This window comes from Vibrio jasicida 090810c (assembly GCF_002887615.1).
GTDB classification, from domain to species: domain Bacteria; phylum Pseudomonadota; class Gammaproteobacteria; order Enterobacterales; family Vibrionaceae; genus Vibrio; species Vibrio jasicida.
Genome location: NZ_CP025792.1, coordinates 1990101 through 2013141 on the forward strand (window position 1 = coordinate 1990101; position 23041 = coordinate 2013141).

A 23041-nucleotide genomic window follows, 5' to 3' on the forward strand; every position below is an offset into this window, starting at 1 on the left:
ACTCTATTATTTATTTTTTACTAATTAGTTTTTCTGCTCTTTCGAGCTCTGCCAACTTATAAATACATAGTATTAAAAATACGACCCAGGCAAAGTGAGTACTAAGGTACTCAGAGCGATAAGTAGATGCAATTAGAAGGTGAAACGTTAATAAGCCACCAAGAAAATACTTTGCAGAGATAAATCCATATTTGAAGCAAGGATAGAACAATGACATGAAGAACGTAAATATCATGAGGACACCTATCGCTCCACTTTCCCAAAACATGTCTAAGATATAGTTATTGGTGATCCTAAATAAGTAATCTTCACTCTTCATACCAAACTCATCAAGAACAGACATTGTGCCAAGGCCGTGTCCAAAGATCAGTTGTGTGTAGTTTGACTCGGTTATTAATTGAACAAAAGATATCATAAATTGGCTACGAGAAGACCCTCCAGAAGCTTCTGTTGACATCTTATAATAAAGAAATTCAATTAAAATAGTACCTACATATATTAGAAACAGCACTAATACCATGACAAGAACAAGTATAAAAAAGTGACTTATCCTTGTTTTACCCGTTAAAACTGTTTTAAGAAAAGTAAATACGAATACAAACCCTAGTAATAGGACAAAGTTTACATAGGCTCCACCAGAGAAAGAGAGTATTACAATACCAAATGACAACAACAGCAACACTAATCTTGAGAAGTTATGTCTTACCAAAAAGGCGATAAGAATCAATGACTCCATTAGGATAGGTGATAAATAGTTTGGCTCTTCAGCGATCGAAGTCACGCGAGAAGGAAACACCGCCCTCAACGCTGCAGGGACACCATGCATCCAGTCTCGTGTTTCAATAAAGAATGGGATACCTAAGAATTTACCAATGACTTGCCAGTAACCAAGAGCAATAAAGGCTAGTGTACTGAGCAACGCTAGTTTCATAAATTTCTTCAAGGAAGACTCGGTCGCATTAGAAACCCAAAGAAGAAAGACAAAAACATTCAGCATCAAAGCAAAAAATGTAAACATCCTGCCTATGATTACAGATTTCAAATATTCCGCGACCAAGTAATCTCGACTAATTAATATGCTGAAAAGTGAGATAATGAAAACGGAAGAAAATGAAAGGCAAACGAATACAGGGTACTTTTCAAAACTAAATTTTCTTGAAGTAATTAAATAGTATGAAAATGCTAATAGTGAGGAAAGAAATAAAATAACTAAGAAGATTTTATTCCATTGCGTTACGGATAATGGCGCAAATAGTGCAAAGAGGCACATATGCGCCTCTAATAGTTTTTTTGGTGCTAGATCGATGCTATGCATTTTTTCTTTTTACTGCGATTCGAATTAATGCAATGAATATAGAAAGAATTCCGCCAATCAATGTACCTAAAACACAAATGATTGCCCTACTAGGACTGTCCTTTTCTTCTGGCACTACTGGCGGATCTATCATTTCGAATATGTACTGGTCTTGAGCCTCCGCAAGCATTAGTTTTTTAGTTTGCTCCTCAATGAGCTGGTAAAAAACATTCTGCATTTCGGAAAGGTTGGTCAACTTCAGCTGCTTCTCTAAATATTCAATATTTTTCTTAGCTTGGTTAACATCTTTATTTTTCATCCATTCATTTAGATCTGAGATCAACCATGTTAGCCATTGCTCAGCAAGCTCTGGAGACTGGTTTGTCAATGAAATAATCGTAGCACCACTTACTTTATTTGAGTCTATGGCTAACAGTTCGTTGAAAAATTTAATTGCTTCAAGCTGAGTTGGCTTCGGCTGTTTTCCGTCACTAACAGAGCGTGTCCAAACCTTTGTTGACTCATCGTATATTTCTGGGTCGATAACAATTTTCTTTGCTGACGCATCCCAACTCTCAATTGCCATTAAAGGAATTAAAATATCGCGTCGCTCGATAAAAGAGCCTAAGAAAGCTCTGGATCGCAATGCCTCTAAAGCGATCGCTTGCTTTGAACTTTCTTGCCCACCGAAACCCGCTAATGCCGCTAAACCACCTAGCTGCCCCATTGCAGAACTTGCAGAGTTGTCAGCTACAGGAAACAATACCGCTTCAGATTTATAGATGTTTGGTTTTGATATAGCAAACAACACCGATGCAACTGCAAAAGTAAATGTGACTGAAATAATCAACCACTTTTGTTTCCAGAGCAATCGAACTAGTTCACTTATATCTACTTCGAATTGATTTTTTTTCCATTATACCTAAGGGGGGATTTCTCCCCCCTATCTCTCAATTTTATTCGTTGAACTAATTACTTATTACTTAAGTGCGTTAATCGCTACACCTGTTTGATATAGGATCTGCGTAGCGGCTGTCCAAGTGCTTAAAGCATCTCTGTAATCGGTGTCGATTGGCACGACGATCGTATCACCAGGCTTCAGCTCTTGTTTGTCATTACCAAACCAGTAACCAGAACTTGGTTGATATACGGAGCCATCTGCACGCACAACGAAAATACGGTCTTCGTCAGCTTGTTTCTTAACACCACCAGCTTTATTTAGGTAATCGTCTACATCTAAACGATTATCAAGTAAGTAGGTAATGGAAACCTGTACTTCACCCATAATCGATACGGTATTACGGAAAGTAGGAATGAATAGAAAGTCACCATCTTCAAGCATGAAGTCAGCAGCTTTGTCTTTGTCTATGATTCTATCCAACTGAACAACCATTCGACCCAGAGCTTTACTCTTGCTTGCTTCCTCAACGAACTTCAATGTTTTATCTGGGTCAGAGATGACTGAACCAATGTTACTATCAGCACGGAAAGTTTTCTTCGCAGTTTCAGCTCTGATATCTGCCGCATATTGGTTGAGAAGTTTCTGCTCTTGTAAGCGCAGTGCTTCTCTCGTAAAAATGGCACCTTGCGGGTGTGCATATTTAGTTAGACCACCAGCCCTTTCTAAAAGATCACCTAATGTCTCGCCCAAGCTAACAGTGTAAGTGCCAGGGAATCGGACCTCGCCTTGAAGAACGACTGTGCTCTGCAACTTGACATTTGGTTTTTCTAAGACATTGAGTCTGTCTCTACCAACAACTCTGACATCGTCAGCGACATCACCTTGAATAGCATTTCGAAGATCAATTCTTTCTACCGAGATAGATGCGCTTTGATCGATATCATTGATAACACTTCGAGCAAGTTCCGCGTTGATAGTGAACGCGTTATAGGTTAAACCACCCGCTGCAGCAACGAGATCTGATACTTTCATTGTCTGAGTAATAGGGTAGCGTCCTGGGTGTTTTACCTCACCAAACACTTCAGCGATTTGTGGAGCTAGCCCTAACCTTGACTGCTGTTGAAGCTGTAACAAGATAGGAGCCAACAGTGTTCGACGCGTATTCATTTTGATTTTTTCAAAATCTTCTTGGGTAATTTCTTTACCCCTAAAGATAATTTTCGGTAACTGCGCTCCTGCTGGAAGGATGCTATTCCCATTGTTGCTCGTACTGTTTGTGCCGCCTTGGTTAAGAAGGTTGTTTTGATCCGAATCAATCGTAACTGAAGAGCTCATTTGCTCTTGTTCTTTTTGTTGCTCAAGTTCGGCCTGTTGTTGAGCTTGCTCTAACGTCTTAGCCTTATTTACAACTTCGTTCTCTACAACTGCATCAAGGTCTTCATTATTGAATCGGTTGAAAACTAACACTCGATCTCGAGAATTCAGGGCAATATTGTCAGAACTACTTGGCGACAAAATTGCGTTTGCTAGGTTTAATTGGAAAACCTTGATATCTCGTTGAGGGTTTATCTCTCTTACAACAACTGCGTAATTAATATCTGCAGTAGAGTTAAAAGCGGTATCAACGGAACGGAAAAGGTCCGCAACTTTCAAGCCTGATTTCCATTCAACAAAGCCTGGGTGTTTTACATCACCTTCAATTTGTACATAACGAGTAAGTTCTTCGCTCTTTTTATGTACATTAACTTCATCACCATCTTTTGCTTGGACTTTACGCTGAGAAGAAATCGAGAAATCGAGAGAAATAACGTCTCTGTTCCCTTTTGATTCATATCTTCTTACTTCTACTTGCTCCGAGTATGCATTTGCAGTAAAACCACCCGCATATTTAATAGCTTGCTCGTAAGATTCACCAGGCTTGATCTCATAAATAGCAGGTCGGTTAACTTCGCCATCAATACTGATCGTGTTACCGACAGAACCAATGAATACGACATCACCAGGCATCAAGCGGACATCTCGGCTCGAGTCACCTTTCAAAAGTAAGTCATACATATCCAACTGACTGATAACTCGACCATCTCGCTTCAATTGAATATTTCGCAAAGCACCACTTTCACCAAAACCTCCACTGTAGTAAATCGCTTGTGACATGGTAGTCAAAGCACTTACAGTGTAAGCACCTGGCTTGTATGCATCACCCATAACAAACACTTGCATAGTTCTCATCTCCCCTAGGGAAATATCACTACGTACACCGATGATTTGTTCTTCGATTCTCTTGCTTAGTGACGTACGCATCTCAGAGAAACTCATTCCTGCAACGTTCACTGGCCCTAGAGATGGGAAGTTAATGATGCCAGCTCGGTTAACTCTCAAACGATGAGTAATATTCTCTTTACCGAATAGCTGTACAACAATCTCATCACCTGCTCCAATCGTGTAATCAGCTGGTACTGGAACATCGCTAATTGGTGCAAATGTGGTTGGTGAACCTGCGAATAATTCTAACCCGAAACGTTTGAGCTCTGCGTCATCTGGATTTTCACCAAACTCTTTTTCCATTGCAGCAGAGAATGCTGAACTTTCTTCCGCTCTTGGGTTCATTACATTTGGTTGTTGAAATGAACTTGGTTGAGAAGAACTTGAAGGGATGGTAAACCCGTATTTCGTTGCCAGAGCTTGTTGCTGATCCGCTGGTAAGCTTTGGAACATTTGGATCTGCTCAGCCGTTGGGGTAGCTGCATAACTGACTGATGCAAATAGACCTACTAGCAGAGCTATAGCAAGAGAGATATATCCTTTAAGCATGATGGGTCGCTTTAGTTATATGAGATGAAAAGAAAATTAGAGCATTTGCGAACTAACGACATTCGTCGCTAGGAAGCTTTTTGTCCACTTAGAATCGGTGTTGAAACCCGATGCTAATAGTACTGAGACGAGCAGTGTTCTCAGAAGACACATCTACAAATTCAAATGTAACAGCATTGTCGGTGTCTAAGGCATAGTGCATCCCCAAACCAAAGCTGAAACTATCCTCTGAACTGGAGCCAACATTTTGCTGATCCACTTTTAAAGATGAATAGCCTGCCAAACCGTAAACTGCTATGCGGTTTGACACCGGCATATTGAACTTAGCGAACGCACTAGCAACGCTATCAATGTTGAGATTATTGTCTCGCTGTATTGACGTACCGTAACGCGCTTCCAAAGCTATATAGTCATTGAAAAAATAACCAAATTGCCCTTGCAGAAGGTAAGGGTTTGCTTCTATGGTCGAGGCCGACCCAGGTTGCTTGTATTCTGCGTTAGAGTAACTTGCTAACGCTCCTGCATAAAAATCTGCCGAGGCCGAGATAGAGTACAAGCTTAAGCCCAGCGTACCAATCACATTCAACAGAACTCGTTTACTTATCACGAACACTTCCTTAAAATCAGCGACTTATAATGTACCACCTTTGTACGTTTAGCTTACCTAGAGCTATGTTCATTACCTACGCTACCGCCCTGAGGCAAGCGAGTTAGCCACCGTTTCGCAGTAAAGTAAAACTCACTAATAGGTTAAATACGCCGAATCAATTGCATCCATTTCCTTTAAGAAAAACAACGGCAATCAAACTCGGTGTAAGCACAAAAGCTGGCAAATTATGCACGTAATGACGTAAAACGGCAAGGTTACAACTGTCAAAGAACAAACAGAAACTCGGAGCTAGAACTAAATATTCGAGCAAACGCTAAATGTGTTTTTGCTAGCCCTAAAAAGCAAAAGTTGCGGATAACGCCCGCAACTTTCACAGTATTTTCCACTCACTTTTGCTTGAACAATATTAACTCGAGCGAGTCTGCATCGTTACTATCCAGGACAATCCTATCTCTACCTATATGAGTCACTTTGTAGCTTGATAAAACAGAGTTAGCCTTTAGTACCTCTCTAGACACTTCTCCCGTCTCTAAATTACGAAGTTGAATAACAGCAAACATTGAGTTCTTTTGCTCAAAAACGGCAGATAGTCGAATAGCTGAGGACATGATTTTTTTCTCACCAGCTTCAAGAGCCTTCTCTGTACTTTCAACCTCAACTTTACCATCAATAACTTCTTCTGCTTCTTTAGCTTTTAAGGGGTTAATCGATGCAAAGTGAGCTAGCAAAGAACTGACCTCTTCACTCTTTAGCGTCGATTCATCTATATACGAAACATCTCTATGTGTTAGAGAACGAGTCCCATCGCTTTGAATAGCTGCCTTAGGAGAAATCGTAATATCAATAATTACGGCCAGTAAAACTAGAGGAATAGCCCAAGACAGAGATTGCGTCGTCAAAATCGCTTTCATACTTCCTTTCCTTCTAATACTGGTATCGCGAGTTTGTAGTTACTCTGTATGGACCATTGCCAATTACGACCTCTTGTATTTGGAGTTCTCCAGCTAACACTCGATATTGCGACTTGCTCTTTGCTTTGTGCTAAATAACGATGGAATGCCGCGATGTCATCAACTGAACCGGAAAGTACAACCTCTAAGTTGTACCAGCTCACGACTTCATCTCTAATTGGCTCCAACCATGTAATAGACTGAACTTTGACATTAAGCGCCTGAGCCTCGACTTCAAGCCGTTTTTGAAACTCAAGTCGAAAAGCAGATTCATCATTTGAGTGGTAAAACCTATGCTCAACTTTCTCGATGGTTCCCTCCAAAGACGTTTTCTGTAGTTCGAATGCATCTTTGTTGTTGATGACTTCTTGTGTCTTGATAATCTGATTTTGAAGTACACTTAGCTCTTCTCGATGCTCATTTCGGCTTTCAAGTACAGGTACCCACAGAAATTTGGCGATCACAAGTAAGCTGAGCCAAGGCAAGTATTTTTTATACTGTTCTGTATTCATCTCTCTACCTTCTGAGCCAGCTTAACCTCAACGTTAACAACCTCTTTATCACGCACCTTTCTCGCAGGACCGCTGAACTTTGCAGATGAAACGTTCACGTTATTAATTAAGTTTTGCAGAACTGCGCTCGATGAGTCAGCTCTAACACGAATATTGACTAAATCATCTACCACCGTAATTCGCTCAATTTGGCTCCCCATCTCGTATAGAGGGACTAACACCGGCCATAGCTCCCATCTTGTTTGCACTGCATTTTGTACAACAGAGAGCTTATTCAAGTGTTCATCCAAATTTCTGACTTCATTTCGAACCTTTAAGGCACTGCCAACGTTAGCCTTTAAATCGCTAAGTTCATCAGAAGCAGAATTCATTTGCATACTCACAAAGGCCGAGCTGAGTAACAAGTAAACGGTAAATAGAAGAGAAAATGGAAAGACAGCTTTACTCAATCTATCAAAAAGAGACTCATCACTTCCCGGAGCTTGATGCCACAAGCCCATACATTTATGCCAAGGTAAGCGGAACCAGTTTTCGTTTAGGGTTTTTCTAAACTCAACGACCTCTATCTGTCGAGATTCTAAGGCAGCAATACCATGCGCAGCACAAAAATACTCCGCATTAGCAAACATACCCGCCGAAAGCTTTGAAAATATCCCTTTACTATTCTTTGCCAAGTAAACCAAATTACTGCCATTTTGATACCGAACAAACTCCCCTTCTTTTATCGAGCGACCAATAATGAGGCTCTCGGGAATTAATACACCGGTAAGCTCATTTAGGGACGGGGCGATCCAATATATATCCACAGTAATCGAGTTGTTAGAATTCTGATTTACAACGTATAAACCATGCTCTTCTTTTCCTTGAAGCTCAAATTCAATAGCCTGCTTGAGGGCTTTGCGCTCCATCACTGGCAACGTCAGTGTTTGCTCTCGGTATAACTCTCGATTAAGTACATAAACAGGCCTTTTCGCCCCCGAACGCTCTTGATGTTCACCGACTGACTCCGGCGTGACGTATTTAAACAACACACCCAATAGAGTATCCAACTGAAACTTTTCTTTTTTCACTACCCTTCGACTCCAAAACTCCAAATGGGTTGGGATTTATTTGTGGGAGACACATTGATGAACATTTTCCTCTGCACTCGAGCATCTCCAATTTGTTTCTTCAACGTAATAATAAAACGGCCACTAGGGTAAAACAGCATATAATCACTTTTCCGCAACCCCGTAAGCTGGGTAAATAGTTGAGGTGTAAGTTCGCCATTTTGTCTCGATTCGATCACGGCCTTTGCCTGGCGTTCAGGCAACCATAATTTTAAAGATTCGTCTGGGGCCTGTAATGGTAAATAGGCACTATAAGGAATACGTGTAAACACTTCCGCCTTTGAAGAAGGTATTCCTAACTCTTTCAAAGCTCGCAACATTTCTTGTCGGCTTTGAAAAAACTGACCACTTATGCCAACCCCATTCGTCGAACTCTGGAAACCTTGTCTATCAATCAGAGCATTACGTGCAACTCTAGCGTGATGCTTACTGCCTAATAAGCGCTCAAACGCTCTCTCCACAGTTGAGCGATCCCCTCCGTTAAACACTGAGATTAGCCCTGAATTATCTTGGATTGTGATTGTTCCAATATCTTCATACTCAAAAGGAGAACCATAAAAATTCCATATCCGAGCCAATTTGTTTTCGTGTTGTTCGTCTTTGGCCCAGCGAGCCGTTGACAAGGCAAAAAGTAATTCAGACTCCATGGTTCTTACCGCAACCTCAGCCATAACTTTATCTTGTATGACCTGAGCGATAGATACTTTATCTTTTGCCGAATAACTCATTTGCAAAGCGAGTACGCTAATCACAGCACTCATTAATAAAACTTGCAGTAAGGCAACGCCGGACTGCTTAGTGTAGAAAAAGTTCACTACGCTTCATCCCATGTGTCAGTTGAGAAATTGAGCATGTAACTGTTATCTTCAGGAAGCAAAAATCGCAATACTTCGTCACCTATTGTAAGAGCGATAGCGACGGGCATCGTCTTTACAGCCTGTGCGCTATAGGCATCGTTCCATTGAGGCTTCCCTTCAAATTCATCTAGAAATAGGTTTTTATCCTCTAAGCTTTCCCACCCCAAATATCGAAAACCTGCTATTTCCAGCCCTTCAAATAGAACCTTTTCATACTTAAAGTCAGGCTTGGAGGAATCAAGTGCAAAAGATGAATTGAGTATTGGTGCCTCTTTGTATATGACTTGGAATGTACCATCTCCGACAGCCTGAACAGATATCTGAACTAGTGCTGGATCAGTACCAAAAATAGGTAGTTCAGTCACGGCCTCGAACTGCTGCCCATCACCTTCAAAAAAGTAAGAAGCTTTACCCTTCCCCCTAACTAGATATGGTAATGTGCCGTTTAGAACATCGAGCATCATTAATTGGCTTTTTTTCTCAACAACCAACTGATAAAACTGCCCCTTGTCTTTAAACCATCTATCATGAAAGAAGCTATAGCTAGTGCTAGCTATCAACAAAACAGCCATCATGATGACACTAGCCACCAGCATTTCAACTAGGGTAAAACCTTTTTGCCCCTTCACCAGCTAAACTCCTTATAAACAATAGGAGCCCGATTTTCGACCGTCAGCGTAACGGACCATAAAACAAAACGACGTTGCTGGGCACCATACTCATCTTCCAATCCCTCAGGCACGTATCCTGCCTTTCTATCTATTTCCGATGCATTCCAATGATAATAAGTTCCTTGGGCGTACCCCTCTCCATTGTCAATCCTCTCATAGCGGATTTGATAACGGATCTGGTCAAGAATAAAAGGGATTGCACTTGAGTATTCGATAGATTGCTTGGCTTTGAGCTCTGCTTTGATTGTGCTTTGATAAAGCATCGACATAGATGTGATGACAGCAAAAAGGATCATGCTTGCTACCAGAGCTTCAATAAGCGTAAAGCCTTTGTGCTTATACATATTCCAATTCGCTTATTAGTAGGCAAAAATTAACGTCTGACGTCTAAATTAAAAGAGGTCGATAGGCTCAAATTAATGAGCCTATGCTCTTTATGTCTTAAATTTTGACGTGCTCAAGCCCTTGAGCAAAACGTGCTTTCAGATCATCCCATTGACTGCTGCTTTCAACAATTCTTGGTGTTACCATAATCACTAGCTCAGTTTTGGTCTTGTTATCAGTTTTAGTTCCGAACAAACCACCAACAACAGGTAAAGAGCCTAAGAATGGTACTGCTGAACCATTGTTTGTAACATTCTCACTGATCAAGCCACCCAGAATTACTGTTTGACCTGACTCAGCGACTACTTCTGTTGTAATGCTACGATCAAAAATTGAAGGGTTGCCTTCTACAGAGGTACCTCCGTCAACTTGGTTACTGTTTTCCTGCGAAATAACCATTGAGACAATGCCTTGAGCGTTAATCGTTGGAGTTACCGCAACTTTCACACCAGTTTTTCGGTACTCAACTGAACGAGTGACGCCGTTATTGCTGTCTGTCGTTGTCTGTCCTACTACCGGAATATCGGTACCGACATTAATATTTGCTTCAACGCCATCTCTTACCAACAAGCTAGGTTTCGACATGATATTAACGTTGTTATTGCTCTCGAACGCTTGCAAGTTGATAAAGTCATCGCCGCTCATCCATTTTATAAAACCACCTCCGACTTTATCCAAACCGAAAGCGTCTTTTGTGCTTGCAGAGAAGTTACCGTTAGAGAAAGCCCACTCGACGCCAAACTTAAATTCGTCAGTCATCGTTACTTCTGCAATTGTCATTTCCAAAATAACTTGCTTAGGCATGACATCTAATTGAGCAATCAACGGCAGTAAAGCCTGATATTCGGTAGAGCTGGATCTGAATATCAATGTATTCGCTCTTTCATCAACCACCAAACTCAATTTGTCATTCGATACTGAGTTACTACTTTGGCTATTTACTTCTATTTTAGAAGAGTCTTTGTCTGCACTCTTTTGAACCGATAGCGAACGACCGCCTATTAGCTTACTTAAGCTATCACCTATATCCGCAGCCCTTGCATACTTAGGTTGATAGATGAAATAACGTAAATCTGCGCCCTGACTTGGTCGATCCATTTGCGCAGCCCAGTATCGAACTCTCTTTATAAAAGAGTCTTCCGATGCAAAAACAGCCAAGGCTCCTAGCTGAGGGATCTGTACCATTGATAAGCGCTTATCATTAACTCCACCATCAGCAACAATTCCCTCATTTTGTAAAAGCTCGGTCACGGTAGCGATGAAGTCCTCAGTAGTAATGTACCTTAGCTTCACTAATCCGATATGCTTGCTAGTATTTGAGGGAGCATCAAGGATTTTCAGTAATTCAATGGCCCTAACTACCTCCGAGTGCTTTCCGCTCAGAATGAGTACGCCCTGCCTTAAATCTGGAGAAACTCTAACTGAAGTAAGTTCTCTAATTACACCCATAGTCGAGTTACTGAAAGTAAACTTCAGAGGAACTACTTGAACTACGTCGATAGCACCATCTGGCACAGAATCAGGTGTAGAGCCGTAGCCCAAAACAGCACTGGATTTACCATCTTGTTTCAAGTTCATAATGACATATAAGCCATCACGTGCCTGTACACTAATACCACGCTGAACCAAAAGCTCTTGTGTCAAATCAAACAGACGTCTCGGGCTGATATCATTTTGAACATTCAGAGTGACCGGAGTTGTCACTCCTTGCAAGTTGTCCCCAAGAATGTAGTCAACTTGCAATATCTGACCAAAAACATAATGCAAGAAATCATTCAAAGGCATAGCGTCAGCAGCCAGCTTTAGGCTAGCTTCATCACTGAAGTTCGTTGAGAGAGCCTGACCCGCCTCAAAACGATCATTACTAACCTTTAAAGTAGGTACTGTTTTATACACAGCCCCTGGTTTTGCTACTTTTGGCTCTAAGTCTGAACTAGCTTTCTTTTCAGTGACCTCATCTTTTGATGGTACACTGTTTGTTGCCTCAGACTCTAAAAATGAACCGCTGACCGGATATTGACGCTCAGAAGCGTCTGTTAACACACACCCTGACAACAATGAACTGCATAACAGTGCGGACGTTGTTAACTTGAACTGTTTATTCATTTTGATTCCATGAAACGAGTTTGCCTCAGTCGTTATATCAATCTGTCGCTTCGACGAGGCGGAATAAATTGATTTCCTGACGAGCGCCTCTAAATACAACTATGAGATATTCAGGATCTGGATATCCATTGCGATTAAAGGCCACCATTTGCTCTTCGGGAAAACCTAGAAATTTAAAAGTAATATGCTTTTCACTTGTGGGTTGTTGAGAGGTATCCAACAACGTTAGCTCATTATTTCGAACATATAGCCCGATATCCCCACCACGGTTAAACGCAAGATTACTTGTCTTGCGAACTAGACTTTTTAGCTTTTGTAGTTCAGCTCTGGCTTCAGCTTTTTCAACTTGAGCAATTGTAGCCGGCCCAACTAATGAGGCTGCAAGTCCCATTAGAGCCAGAACAATTAATAGCTCTATTAGAGTAAAGCCACGTGGGTGCATTTAAATCGCCACATCATTCAACGAAGTTATGCTCAAAAGCATAACCACAACAACACCACCAACAATCCCGCCCATAACAAGGATCATCAATGGCTCAAGAATAGAAGTTAATTTCGACGTCCAAGATTCAAAATCAGCTCGGCTTCGATGTGCAACCTCATCAAACACTCTAGCTAACTCACCACTTTCTTCACCAACTTCAATTAAAGAGAGAGAAAGATCTGAATATAACTCCGTATTTGACAGAGCTAACGTTAAGCTCTCGCCACCACTCACTTTGCTACGGGCCGCATTGAGTGAATTTTGTAATTCAATCCAAGTGATTCCATCACAAGCTAACTTCAAAGCTTGATCTAACTTCACTCCACTAGTTAATAACATTGCCATTGAACTACTGACTTGAATTCGATTAACAAGCAATATTGAGCTCTTTAGACCTGGCGTTTGGCTAAAAACCCTCGAAACCCAAGACTTAAGCTGCCCCGTATTAGCTAAGTGAAGAGTAAAAAACACACACCCGATGACTCCAATCAGCAGGTAAATTTGGTAACTTTGCATCCAAGCACTTAACCCCAGGAGCATCTCTGTATAAACAGGTAACTCCGCTGCTTGCTCAAATAACCCACTCATTCTCGGAACTATGAAGTTAAAGACAAATAAAATACAGGCTACACAAACAAACAAAATCACTGCCGGATAGGTAAGTGACTGAATGATTTTTGCTTTCAACTCACATTTAAACTTAAGTTCTTTTGCTAGCTGACCAAAGACTAGAGGTAGGTTACCGCTCTCTTCCGCCATTTTAACCAAGCTGACATAGACATGGTCAAAACCTTTAAGGTTTGACATTGCAGAAGATAAAGAGTCCCCCTTTCGAACAGCACTGGCAAGTTGAGACATGACGCGGCCTAAGTTGCTCTCACTGCCTTTTGCCAATATGTCTAAACCTCTATCAATCCGAACACCACTCTCAAGTAAAAGAGCAAGCTCAGATGTCATGATTTCTAGCTCTTTTAACGTTAATGGTTTAATTGGCCCGCTCGCCTTGCTACGGTTATTTGCTAGTGTCTCTTGTAGCTTTACGACCGTTAAATTTTGTTGCTTAAGCTGCTTTTTTGCGTCCTCTAATGAAGACGCATCAATTGCACCATTATGTTTGGCTCCATGACGATCATACGCCTGATAGTCAAACTTCATTAGTTAGCCACCCTCATAACTTCTTCGATGGTTGTGAGTCCTTGAGATACTTTTAATAACCCATCATCAGTCAAACCACGACCACCAATACTTCTATGATAAGCGATAGCTTTTTGCAGAAAGTGTTGGTCTTTCTTGAGGGCTCGAATCTCATCGTCAATAGACATGTATTCAATTATCGCCATACGACCTTTATAACCAGTATTCCCGCAGTGCTCGCATCCCCTTGCCTGCTTTAAGTTGAGCGTATGTCCGCTTCTTTCGGCTAAGGTTGCCAGTGTTGGGTGCCTTTTCAATGTTTCTGAAGGGTCGTTCGGCTCCGCACAATGAATGCATAACTTCCTAACCAGTCGCTGAGCTACGATAGATACCAACGCCGCATTCAGCAAATACTCTTCAGCCCCAAGGTCGAGTAAACGAGTAAACGCTGAAGGAGCATCATTGGTATGTACTGTACTAAACACCAAGTGTCCGGTTAATGCAGATTGCATTGCAATACGCGCCGTTTCTGCATCACGAATCTCACCCAGCATAATGACATCAGGGTCCTGTCGAACAATAGAACGCAAGCCCTCAGCAAAGCCAAACCCAATATCCGATTGAACTTGTACTTGGTTAATACCGTCTAAACGGTATTCTACAGGGTCTTCCAAAGTAATGATTTTACGAGATTCGTCGTTCAATAAACTCAGAAAGGTATATAAGCTGGTCGTTTTACCTGAGCCTGTAGGACCAGTAAGCAATACTACGCCTGCTGTTTTTTTTTATATCGCCTAGAATAGCGCTTTGAATATCACTGGATAAACCCAAACTACCAATATCGTAACGAATCGACTGTTGTCGTAAGAAACGCAAAACCATGCTTTCGCCATCTGCAAGAGGAAGGGCAGAGACACGGATGTCTAGTTTTTCATTCGCGATCTTAATTGCGATCTTGCCATCTTGAGGTCGTCGTTTCTCCGCGATATCCATACCAGAGAGAATTTTCAATCGTGAGATTATCGGCACACTCAAGCGAGCTGGAACTTTTTCCACTTCATGAAGTACGCCGTCAACACGCATTCGCACTCGATAGGTATTCTCACTCGGTTCTAAGTGCATATCGGATGCACCTAGTTTTAAACCTTTAGTGATCAGGCCGTTAAGAAGGTTTACTACTGGAGCTTCAGAAGCAAGCTCTCTAAGCTTGTCCTCTTCTAATGAACTGAGGTTGTTGAAGTCATTTTCATCAGAGTCCTCGCCATCAGAAACATGAGATTGTATTAGCTCGTCAAACTGAGACTCACTTGTAACAACAAACTGGACATTTTCGGTTGGAACCAAGCTTGATAAAAGCTCAATAGCTTCTGGGTGAAGGGGGTTTTGTGCAAAAACAACGATTTCACCTTCACCGGTCTTGGCAACCAACCAGCCCATGTTCTGCAAAGCAGAATACTTTTCACCGTTTTCAAAAAGCAAACCTGGTGGCAGTTCGAATTCAGTGATAAGCGGTAGCTTTAAGTAAGTCGCGTAAAATTCAGGAAGATTCTCTTCTGTCAACGCGCCTATATTGACTAAAATCTGCTCTAGTTGCCCGCCATTCCGCGATTGGAAATGACGAGCTTTCACTAAATCTTCACTAGAGACATCGAAGTGCGACCTGAAGATGGCTTCAATTTGACTCATTGATAAACCACATCCGCCGCTTCACCTTCTCCACCTTCTACACCATCAGAGCCAAGACTTTTTAGATTGTATGGCGCGCTGTTTTCACCCGGTACTTTGTAAATGTATGCTCGGTTCCACGGGTCTAACGGAATCGCTTTTGGAAGATAAGGACCATCCCAACCAACTTTATCATCTTGACGAAGCTGTTCCAGAGCTGAAGGATAGTTACCAACGTCTAAGCGATATACGTCTAAGGCTGTCGCCATCATCTGCATTTGTGCTTCTGCTGTCTTAGCTTTAGAGGCACCAACCTTCGAAAACATGGTCGGAGCGACGAGCGACATCAATAAGCCCATGATGACAATAACAATTAAAAGTTCCATTAACGTGAAGCCACGTGTGCGAGAACGTACAGAATTAACAACCAAAATTTTGCTCCCAGATAGACCAATTGGAAGGCGATACTATCATAGCCATTTTTAAATCCATACCACTTCTCCATATAGAATCAGTTGCTCAAAACAACATCACAAATCTGTTAACAAAGTAATATACAGATCTGCCAACCAAATATTATTAACAGCATCAATAATAAAGCCCTTAATTACAAAACCAACAGAATGCGTAATAAAAATGTTATATTTGAGCATTATTTAACCTCATTACTGACAGTTCTATAAATTAAAACCAATCTTTGGACACTTTGCTGACATAAGTGTGAGTTAGAGCGATTTTTTTTGACAATAACTACTCCTCACCAGTTGATGTTGACATTTAATTCCTTTATATTTCCGCTTGTAGCTAAACCTTTGGAGGGGGTGGCTACAATATTGATTAGATTTTGTCCTAATCGGTGTCACGGGGCATCATTAATTCCAACCCGGGTGGCAATGCTGCCTCGTCGGTAATGGCAAAATCTTTTTTAAGTTGGCAGTTATGGAAAACAATAACTTTTGGTTAGGGTTTCATGACACCAATTTCATGAAATTGGAGAAATATTTAAAATGACTAAGCTATTTAATGCTTCGCTAGTTGCTCTAGCTGTTGCTGGCTCACTAAGCGTTAACGCTGCAACTCTTACACCTGTTGATGCTGCTACAGGTCAAGCGGACGTTATCAAACTTTCTACTGAAGCTGTAGAAGTTGGCCTAAATTCTACAGGTGATCTAGTTTTCGATACTATCGTTTCTAAAGATCACTCTGCTGGTGCTGAAATTGTTCTTTCTTTCAGCGACAAAGTTGACCTTTCAACAGTAACTGGTGGCGCATGTGGTGCTCCAACAACTGGTACGTTTAGCTGTGGCGATCTAACTTTCAACGTTGGTACTGGTTCTTTTACATTTGACGCTGTATCTGTTGATGATGTTGCTAAGTCAATTAGCTTCAACGTTAACCTAGGTAACCCTCTTGTTGCGAACTCTGCATTCCGTACAACAGTTAGCAACCTAATCATTGGCGGTGCTTCTAACATCGATTACGCATCAAACCTTGGTGGCGTAGAAATCGAAACTGGCTCAGCTGTAATTGCAACTGAAGCATCTCAGTACGCATTCTCAGTTCAAACTGAGTACAACAACCGTGTTGAGCGTGTTAACCAAGAGACATTTGCAACTTTCGCATCTGACGAATCAGATCTAACTGATATCGCTCGCGTAAACATTCTTGATAAAGCAAGCGAGTTTGACGTTGCTGCAACTACTGTAGATTCAGACATCAAAGTTTCTGCAGATCTTCACCTAGGTGGTGCTACTGAAGCTGCATTTGCTATCACTGGTACTACAGGTACAGTAACTAAAGTAGAAGAAGCTGGTAAACTAGTTGGCTTTACTTCTGCTCTAACAGGTCTAGATGCAACTAAAGCAACTGTAATTACGTTTACTAACCCAGCTAACACTCCTATTGCGCTTACAAACTTCGCAATTGACGCAGCTGTGGAATACAACGATGGTGCTTCTGCAACTGGTACTAAGACTCTAGCACAAGCTGCTGATCTTGGTCAGTGGGAACTAGACGCGTCTGTAGTTAACGTTCCTTACCTACCAGTAGGTTACGAGAACCTATCTTCAAACGTTGAATACTCTAACCACGGTTCTTCTGCTGCTGAAGTAAGCATCTCTGCTTTCGACAACAACGGCAACGAGTACACTGGTTCTCTAGCTAACGCAGCTCCTAAGACTGTAACTAAGTACTCTGAAGATGACATCATGGGTGCTCTAGGTATCACTGAAGCGACTAAACTAAACATCACGTTCATCTCTGACGCTGATGAAGAAAACGTAAGCATCGTACCTTACTACCGTCAAGGCGATTCTCGCGTTCAATCTATCAACGACCAATACAAAAAGTAATTAAGTACTTTTGTATAACTCGTTAAAAAGCAGGCTTCGGCCTGCTTTTTTTGTTTGTTCTGATTTAAAGCAACTGTTTACAACATATGCATATATATCCTAAAATGCAGTTTGAGGTTTCCCCTCACATCGATGTTATTGAACCTTGCAAGGAATAATTATGAAAAATATCGCATTGGCAATGTTAGTGGCACTAGGTGCTTCTACTTCTGCTTTCGCTGAAACAGGTACAGAAGCAGGCAGCGCTGGCGCAGCATCTGCATCTGCAACAGGTACAACAGCTGTAGCTGTTGGTGCAGCAGCAGCTGTAACTGTAGTTGCAGTAGCAGCGTCTGACTCAGACAGCTCTTCTACTTCTACTTCAACTTCTACTTCAGCTTCAGTTTCTAACTAATCTTAACTGTCTGACAAAGAAGTTAATCGCCCTGATCTTTTCAGGGCGATTTTATTTGTATTCAACCCAAGGTGAGGACGGCATGGGTAAAATGAGAGGTAATGAGGGTAAAACTCAAGCAAAACTCTTGATCATTACATCAATTTTATTGATGGCGGGCTGTACGCAAAAGTTTAATGATGTTTCCGCAACCATAGAAGAAGCATACTCAAACTATATTGATGTTGAGTTAACATCCGACGAGATAAAACAAGTACCTTATGCTAGTGCATACCTGAGAATAGGCTCCCAAAAGCAAGTCTTCGTTGTGCTGGCTTTTGCTGAAGAAGACAAAGTCACAGGAGCCAAACAACTAAAATGGGTTAGCGCTGATAAGTCTATGATTGTGACAGAGAACGGACGTATTGTTAAAACAATAGGTTTACAAGAAAACAACCTAGTTGCTCTATCTGGCACTTATCCTGAATTTAATGATGTAAATACTACTCATAATTATTCATTAACTTATGATTGGATGCCTAAGTATCACTACAACTATTCTGCGACAGCACAATTATCTAAAAGTATTACTTCAACGGTAAAAACCGCACTCTATAGCTCTCCAACACAAATATTTGAAGAAAGCATTTATTTTAAAGCTTTAGACTCTAAAATTACGAATAAGTACTGGGTTGATACTTCAGGAAATGTTCTAAAAACAAGACAATATATTGGTCCTGATATGGAACCAATTGAAATGACTTTCCTTAAAAGGTATGCGGAGAGCAAATAATGTTTAGGCTTACTATTGCATTTTTCTTTATACTTGTGAACTTGCCTTTATATGCTTCAGAACAAGTAAAAGACGATTATCTTACTCTTAAACTTTCCAACTCAAGCCAAGAGTTCAAGTTTTCATCATCAACACGACTGCACCAAGCTTTAACGGATCTCGAAAAGCATAATGTCTATATAACTTACCCCTTATCAACTACGCTTTTCTCTCTGAACCCTTCTGATGTAGAGCAAGCTCGACTCAGCAAAGAGCGTGTCCTTGATTTGATGAAAGAATATAAACTCAACAAGACGGAACTTTTTAATTTCATTCAACGTTCTGGTACTTCTAAAAGAGTTATTTCAAATATTGATTTAGATACTGTTCGTTTAAATAAAAAAAACAATCCTCTTCTAAAAGGAAAGTATATTCTCTCAGTTGGTGAACGAGGAATACCTTTACTTGTATTGGGTAACACTCCTAAAGTCGCAACTATCCCTACTGAAGAAAATATGAGCCTGAGTAGTTTACTCAATGATGAAACATCATTATTTAAAAATCTCGAACACGCTCCTGTACTTATTTACCCTGACGGCAAACTAACACAATCTCACATTGGAAACTGGAAGACAAAAAGTTACTCTCTTCCACCTGGCACTATTATCTACATTCCATTTTACAAATTTGAGAAGTCACCTTTAGATAAAGCCATCGTTGAACTTTTGATAAACATGAATACAGCCTTATGAAGCTCATTACAAATTTTCTACCCATTGTACTAATGAGCCCTGTAGCAGTGTTGGCTCAATCAGTGCCTTTTGAAGCACCAGATTTAACCCCCTCTCAGATGGATTTCGGTGGTGTTGGTTTAATGCAGATGCCCACCGCAAGGATGTCTGATGAAGGCGAATTTAATTTTTCAGTTACCGGTAGTGATGAGTATTTGTTTTACAACGTCACCCTACAAGTACTACCTTGGTTAGAAAGCACCATACGCTACACAAAGGTAAGGGATCTGCCATACTCATCGTCTTTTCCTGGAGTAGACAACGACTACACAGATAAAGGAATCGATTTTAAGATTCGCTTGATGCAAGAGTCTCAGTATCTACCTGAACTGTCTGTTGGTATTCGAGACTTCGCAGGTACAGGCCTTTTCGATGCTGAATTTATCGCTGCAACAAAACGTTACTCCAACCCTAACTTAGGTACTTTTGATTTTACACTTGGTATGGGCTGGGGATACTTAGGTACCCGAGATAATGTAACAAACCCATTCTGTAAGTTAGGAGATAAGTTCTGCGAGCGTTCTGACGAGTTTCTTGATTCAGGCGGCACAACTAACTTTGAAAGAGCATTTAAAGGCCCTGCAGCTCTGTTTGGTGGTGTTGAGTTCCAGACTCTACACGAACCACTGCGGTTCAAAATCGAATATGATAGCAATGACTACAGTGAAGATTATGCTGTCGTCAGATCAGAAGTCGATATGACGCCCCATACTCCTTGGAACTTTGGTGTTCTCTATCGTTTAGGACATATGGCTGATTTGCGCCTAAGTTATGAGCGTGGTGATACACTCGTTGCTGGTGTTAGCCTTTACACTAACTTCAATGAAATGCCGTCTTTCTGGCGAGACACGCCAACTCCTGAAATGAATGACGAGCAACCGGAGCAACTGTCTGATGTAGATTGGGAACGAGTAACTAAAGAGTTAGATAAAGTTGCTGGTTACCAAAATGCCCAACTCTATGTTAGTGAAAACACGGTCTCAGTAGTCGGAGAGCAAAAGAAGTATCGTGATCGCACCGAAGCTCATGAAAAAGCATCAGCAGTTCTATACAACGAGATGCCAGAAAACATTGATACTTTTACTATCAATGAGCGCAGTCGTGGGTTGATTGGTGAACAAACGGTTATCTCTAAAGATAAGTACCGTGATTTCGCTGAGGTGAACTATGTAGATCCAGTAATTTCAGATGCAACTTCAACGTCAGGAATGAAGCCGCAAGGTGACCTAGCATATGATGGATTTGAACGCTTTGATTGGGGTTTTGCCCCTAAACTGACTCAAACTTTGGGAAGTGCGGAAGACTTTTACTTATTTAGCGTAGGGCTGAGCGGTAGTGCCTCTTACTGGCTAACAGATAACCTAGAAATTGGTGGCTCGCTATACTGGGATTGGTACAACAACTACGACAAGTTTGTTTACGTCACGCCTCCTGATGCAACGACTGTCCCTCGGGTTCGTACAATGTTCCGAGCGTATCAAAACGAACACGCGGTAACTATGTCAAACCTTCAGTTAACTTGGTTCCAGGAGTACTCGGATACCATGGATCAGCAGTTCTATGCTGGTTACTTGGAGAGTATGTTTGCTGGTGTAGGTACTGAGTTCCTGTATCGTCCTAATGGCGCTAACTGGGCTGTAGGGGCTGATGTTAACTTGATTACGCAACGTGACCCACAAAGCTATTTTGGTGTTTATGATGAAGAATGGCAGAACGTTCCAGAATATGGTCGTCCTTTCCGAGTGATTGACAAAGGCTTTACAGGCTTTGTATCTGGCTACTACTACCCACAATGGGATTTCTTACAAGATTTGATGATTCAAGTCGATGTGGGACAGTTCCTAGCGGGTGATATGGGTACTCAAGTGAATGTATCTAAGCAGTTCAAAAGTGGCGTGATCGCAGGTGCTTTCGCATCATTTACCGATTTATCGTCTGAGGAATTTGGCGAAGGTAGCTTTACTAAAGGCTTCTATATTTCGATACCATTCGACATCATGACGGTGAAGCCAAGTAACAACCGTGCGAACTTTAGCTGGCAGCCATTGACTCGCGATGGTGGTCAGAAGCTCGGTCGTAAGTACAGCCTAATTGAGCTGACGGATGAGCGTAACCCTTGGTATCAACGTCCAAACACGTCAGATGAAAAGTGATCTAACCATTAATAGGTTATATATCTAATACAAAGGAAGCTTCGGCTTCCTTTTTGTTTGTCTAACGACAACGACTCCCCCTAGTACTAGCACCTAAAGGCTTAACTCTGCTAAACTTCCTGAGAAAATTTTAATCTATGGTGGAAGTCTTATGATCATCGTAACTGGTGGTGCTGGCATGATCGGCAGCAACATTGTTAAAGCACTGAATGAAGCAGGTATTAACGATATTTTAGTTGTCGACAACCTAAAAAATGGCAAGAAGTTTATAAACTTAGTTGATCTTGATATCACAGATTACATGGATCGTGATGACTTCCTTACCCAAATCATGGCAGGCGACGACTTCGGCCCTATCGAAGCGGTCTTCCATGAAGGTGCTTGTTCTGCTACGACTGAGTGGGATGGCAAGTACATGATGCTAAACAACTATGAGTACTCAAAAGAACTCCTACATTACTGTTTAGATCGTGAGATTCCGTTCTTATACGCATCATCAGCGGCGACATACGGCGAGACAGAAACGTTTGTTGAAGAGCGTGAATACGAAGGTGCACTTAACGTATACGGTTATTCAAAACAACAGTTTGATAACTATGTACGCCGTCTGTGGAAAGACGCAGAGGATCATGGTGAGCAGCTTTCTCAAATCACTGGTTTCCGTTACTTCAATGTATATGGCCCACGTGAGGATCACAAAGGCAGCATGGCATCGGTAGCCTTCCACCTAAACAACCAAATCAACGCCGGTGAAAACCCTAAGTTATTTGAAGGTAGTGGTCACTTTAAACGTGATTTCGTTTACGTTGGCGATGTATGCAAAGTAAACCTTTGGTTCCTTGAAAATGGTGTTTCTGGCATCTTCAACTGTGGTACTGGCCGCGCGGAGTCTTTCAACGAAGTCGCACAGGCAGCTATCAAACACCACGGTAAAGGTGAGGTTGAGAATATTCCGTTCCCTGAGCACCTAAAAGGCGCTTACCAAGAATTCACGCAAGCGGACCTAACTAAGCTTCGTGCTGCCGGCTGTGATGTAGAATTCAAAACGGTAGCAGAAGGTGTTGCTGAATACCTAGCGATTCAAAACCGTTAATGCCCCACAAAGGTGGTAGT

21 protein-coding genes and 2 pseudogenes are annotated in these 23041 nt (G+C 41.5%); 6 read left to right on the plus strand and 17 right to left on the minus strand.

Annotation, left to right across the window (positions count from 1 at the left end; all coding sequences use genetic code 11):
* Nucleotides 1–10: 10 nt before the first annotated feature.
* The 17 genes and pseudogenes from C1S73_RS09395 to gspG all read right to left on the minus strand — a co-directional run bounded on the left by C1S73_RS09395 (nt 11) and on the right by gspG (nt 15874).
* Nucleotides 11–1315 carry a hypothetical protein gene (locus C1S73_RS09395; RefSeq protein WP_038864869.1) on the minus strand — a complete coding sequence of 435 codons (1305 nt, stop codon included), beginning with the start codon at nt 1313–1315 and terminating at the stop codon, nt 11–13.
* Nucleotides 1308–2144, minus strand: a complete 837-nt coding sequence (locus tag C1S73_RS09400; RefSeq protein WP_244179731.1) for a GNVR domain-containing protein — start codon at nt 2142–2144, stop codon at nt 1308–1310. Before C1S73_RS09400 ends, C1S73_RS09395 begins: the two co-directional genes overlap by 8 nt.
* 129 nt (nt 2145–2273) lie before the next feature.
* Nucleotides 2274–3422 (minus strand): annotated as a pseudogene (locus C1S73_RS28290) (SLBB domain-containing protein); the annotation flags it as partial.
* A gap of 86 nt (nt 3423–3508) precedes the next feature.
* A pseudogene (locus C1S73_RS28295) lies at nt 3509–5006 on the minus strand (SLBB domain-containing protein); the annotation flags it as partial.
* 88 nt (nt 5007–5094) lie between these two features.
* Entirely contained in the window at nt 5095–5613 is a 519-nt protein-coding gene (locus tag C1S73_RS09410) for an outer membrane beta-barrel protein (RefSeq protein ID WP_038864866.1), read from the minus strand.
* 389 nt (nt 5614–6002) lie between these two features.
* A complete protein-coding gene (locus C1S73_RS09415) occupies nt 6003–6527 on the minus strand; it encodes a hypothetical protein (RefSeq protein WP_038864864.1) in 525 nt (174 codons plus the stop codon).
* Nucleotides 6524–7078, minus strand: coding sequence for a hypothetical protein (locus C1S73_RS09420; protein ID WP_038864863.1), 555 nt, complete (start codon nt 7076–7078; stop codon nt 6524–6526). The genes C1S73_RS09415 and C1S73_RS09420 overlap by 4 nt, the downstream gene beginning before the upstream one ends.
* Nucleotides 7075–8148: a hypothetical protein gene (locus C1S73_RS09425; protein WP_038864861.1), complete on the minus strand. Its 1074-nt coding sequence runs from the start codon at nt 8146–8148 to the stop codon at nt 7075–7077. The genes C1S73_RS09420 and C1S73_RS09425 overlap by 4 nt, the downstream gene beginning before the upstream one ends.
* Nucleotides 8148–9002 (minus strand): hypothetical protein, encoded by an 855-nt coding sequence (locus C1S73_RS09430; RefSeq protein WP_038864859.1) that lies wholly within the window; start codon nt 9000–9002, stop codon nt 8148–8150. The genes C1S73_RS09425 and C1S73_RS09430 overlap by 1 nt, the downstream gene beginning before the upstream one ends.
* On the minus strand, nt 9002–9673 hold the full coding sequence (locus tag C1S73_RS09435) for a prepilin-type N-terminal cleavage/methylation domain-containing protein (protein WP_038864857.1): 672 nt from the start codon (nt 9671–9673) through the stop codon (nt 9002–9004). Before C1S73_RS09435 ends, C1S73_RS09430 begins: the two co-directional genes overlap by 1 nt.
* A complete protein-coding gene (locus tag C1S73_RS09440) occupies nt 9670–10059 on the minus strand; it encodes a PilW family protein (protein WP_038864855.1) in 390 nt (129 codons plus the stop codon). Before C1S73_RS09440 ends, C1S73_RS09435 begins: the two co-directional genes overlap by 4 nt.
* Before the next feature lie 97 nt (nt 10060–10156).
* Nucleotides 10157–12205 (minus strand): secretin N-terminal domain-containing protein, encoded by a 2049-nt coding sequence (locus C1S73_RS09445; RefSeq protein WP_050566665.1) that lies wholly within the window; start codon nt 12203–12205, stop codon nt 10157–10159.
* 37 nt (nt 12206–12242) lie between these two features.
* Nucleotides 12243–12647 carry a pilus assembly FimT family protein gene (locus C1S73_RS09450; RefSeq protein WP_033004862.1) on the minus strand — a complete coding sequence of 135 codons (405 nt, stop codon included), beginning with the start codon at nt 12645–12647 and terminating at the stop codon, nt 12243–12245.
* On the minus strand, nt 12648–13844 hold the full coding sequence (locus tag C1S73_RS09455) for a type II secretion system F family protein (RefSeq protein WP_038864854.1): 1197 nt from the start codon (nt 13842–13844) through the stop codon (nt 12648–12650).
* Nucleotides 13844–14587 (minus strand): GspE/PulE family protein, encoded by a 744-nt coding sequence (locus C1S73_RS28195; RefSeq protein ID WP_279627851.1) that lies wholly within the window; start codon nt 14585–14587, stop codon nt 13844–13846. The genes C1S73_RS09455 and C1S73_RS28195 overlap by 1 nt, the downstream gene beginning before the upstream one ends.
* A complete protein-coding gene (locus C1S73_RS28200) occupies nt 14559–15509 on the minus strand; it encodes a GspE/PulE family protein (protein ID WP_279627852.1) in 951 nt (316 codons plus the stop codon). The genes C1S73_RS28195 and C1S73_RS28200 overlap by 29 nt, the downstream gene beginning before the upstream one ends.
* The gene (gspG, locus tag C1S73_RS09465; protein ID WP_038864944.1) at nt 15506–15874 is read right to left on the minus strand and encodes a type II secretion system major pseudopilin GspG; all 369 of its coding nucleotides are present in this window, start codon (nt 15872–15874) and stop codon (nt 15506–15508) included. Before gspG ends, C1S73_RS28200 begins: the two co-directional genes overlap by 4 nt.
* Before the next feature lie 621 nt (nt 15875–16495).
* Here gspG and C1S73_RS09470 point away from each other — a divergent pair.
* The 6 genes from C1S73_RS09470 to rfaD all read left to right on the plus strand — a co-directional run bounded on the left by C1S73_RS09470 (nt 16496) and on the right by rfaD (nt 23021).
* Nucleotides 16496–17839, plus strand: coding sequence for a hypothetical protein (locus tag C1S73_RS09470; RefSeq protein ID WP_038864853.1), 1344 nt, complete (start codon nt 16496–16498; stop codon nt 17837–17839).
* Nucleotides 17840–17999: 160 nt separating this feature from the next.
* Nucleotides 18000–18233: a hypothetical protein gene (locus C1S73_RS09475; protein WP_005434364.1), complete on the plus strand. Its 234-nt coding sequence runs from the start codon at nt 18000–18002 to the stop codon at nt 18231–18233.
* An 82-nt stretch (nt 18234–18315) separates the two neighbouring features.
* Nucleotides 18316–19005, plus strand: a complete 690-nt coding sequence (locus tag C1S73_RS09480) for a YjbF family lipoprotein (RefSeq protein ID WP_050566664.1) — start codon at nt 18316–18318, stop codon at nt 19003–19005.
* A complete protein-coding gene (locus C1S73_RS09485; protein ID WP_038864852.1) occupies nt 19005–19736 on the plus strand; it encodes a capsule biosynthesis GfcC D2 domain-containing protein in 732 nt (243 codons plus the stop codon). The genes C1S73_RS09480 and C1S73_RS09485 overlap by 1 nt, the downstream gene beginning before the upstream one ends.
* The gene (locus C1S73_RS09490; RefSeq protein WP_038864850.1) at nt 19733–21928 is read left to right on the plus strand and encodes a YjbH domain-containing protein; all 2196 of its coding nucleotides are present in this window, start codon (nt 19733–19735) and stop codon (nt 21926–21928) included. Before C1S73_RS09485 ends, C1S73_RS09490 begins: the two co-directional genes overlap by 4 nt.
* Nucleotides 21929–22079: 151 nt before the next feature.
* Nucleotides 22080–23021 carry an ADP-glyceromanno-heptose 6-epimerase gene (gene rfaD / locus C1S73_RS09495; protein WP_038864848.1) on the plus strand — a complete coding sequence of 314 codons (942 nt, stop codon included), beginning with the start codon at nt 22080–22082 and terminating at the stop codon, nt 23019–23021.
* Nucleotides 23022–23041 lie beyond the last annotated feature (20 nt).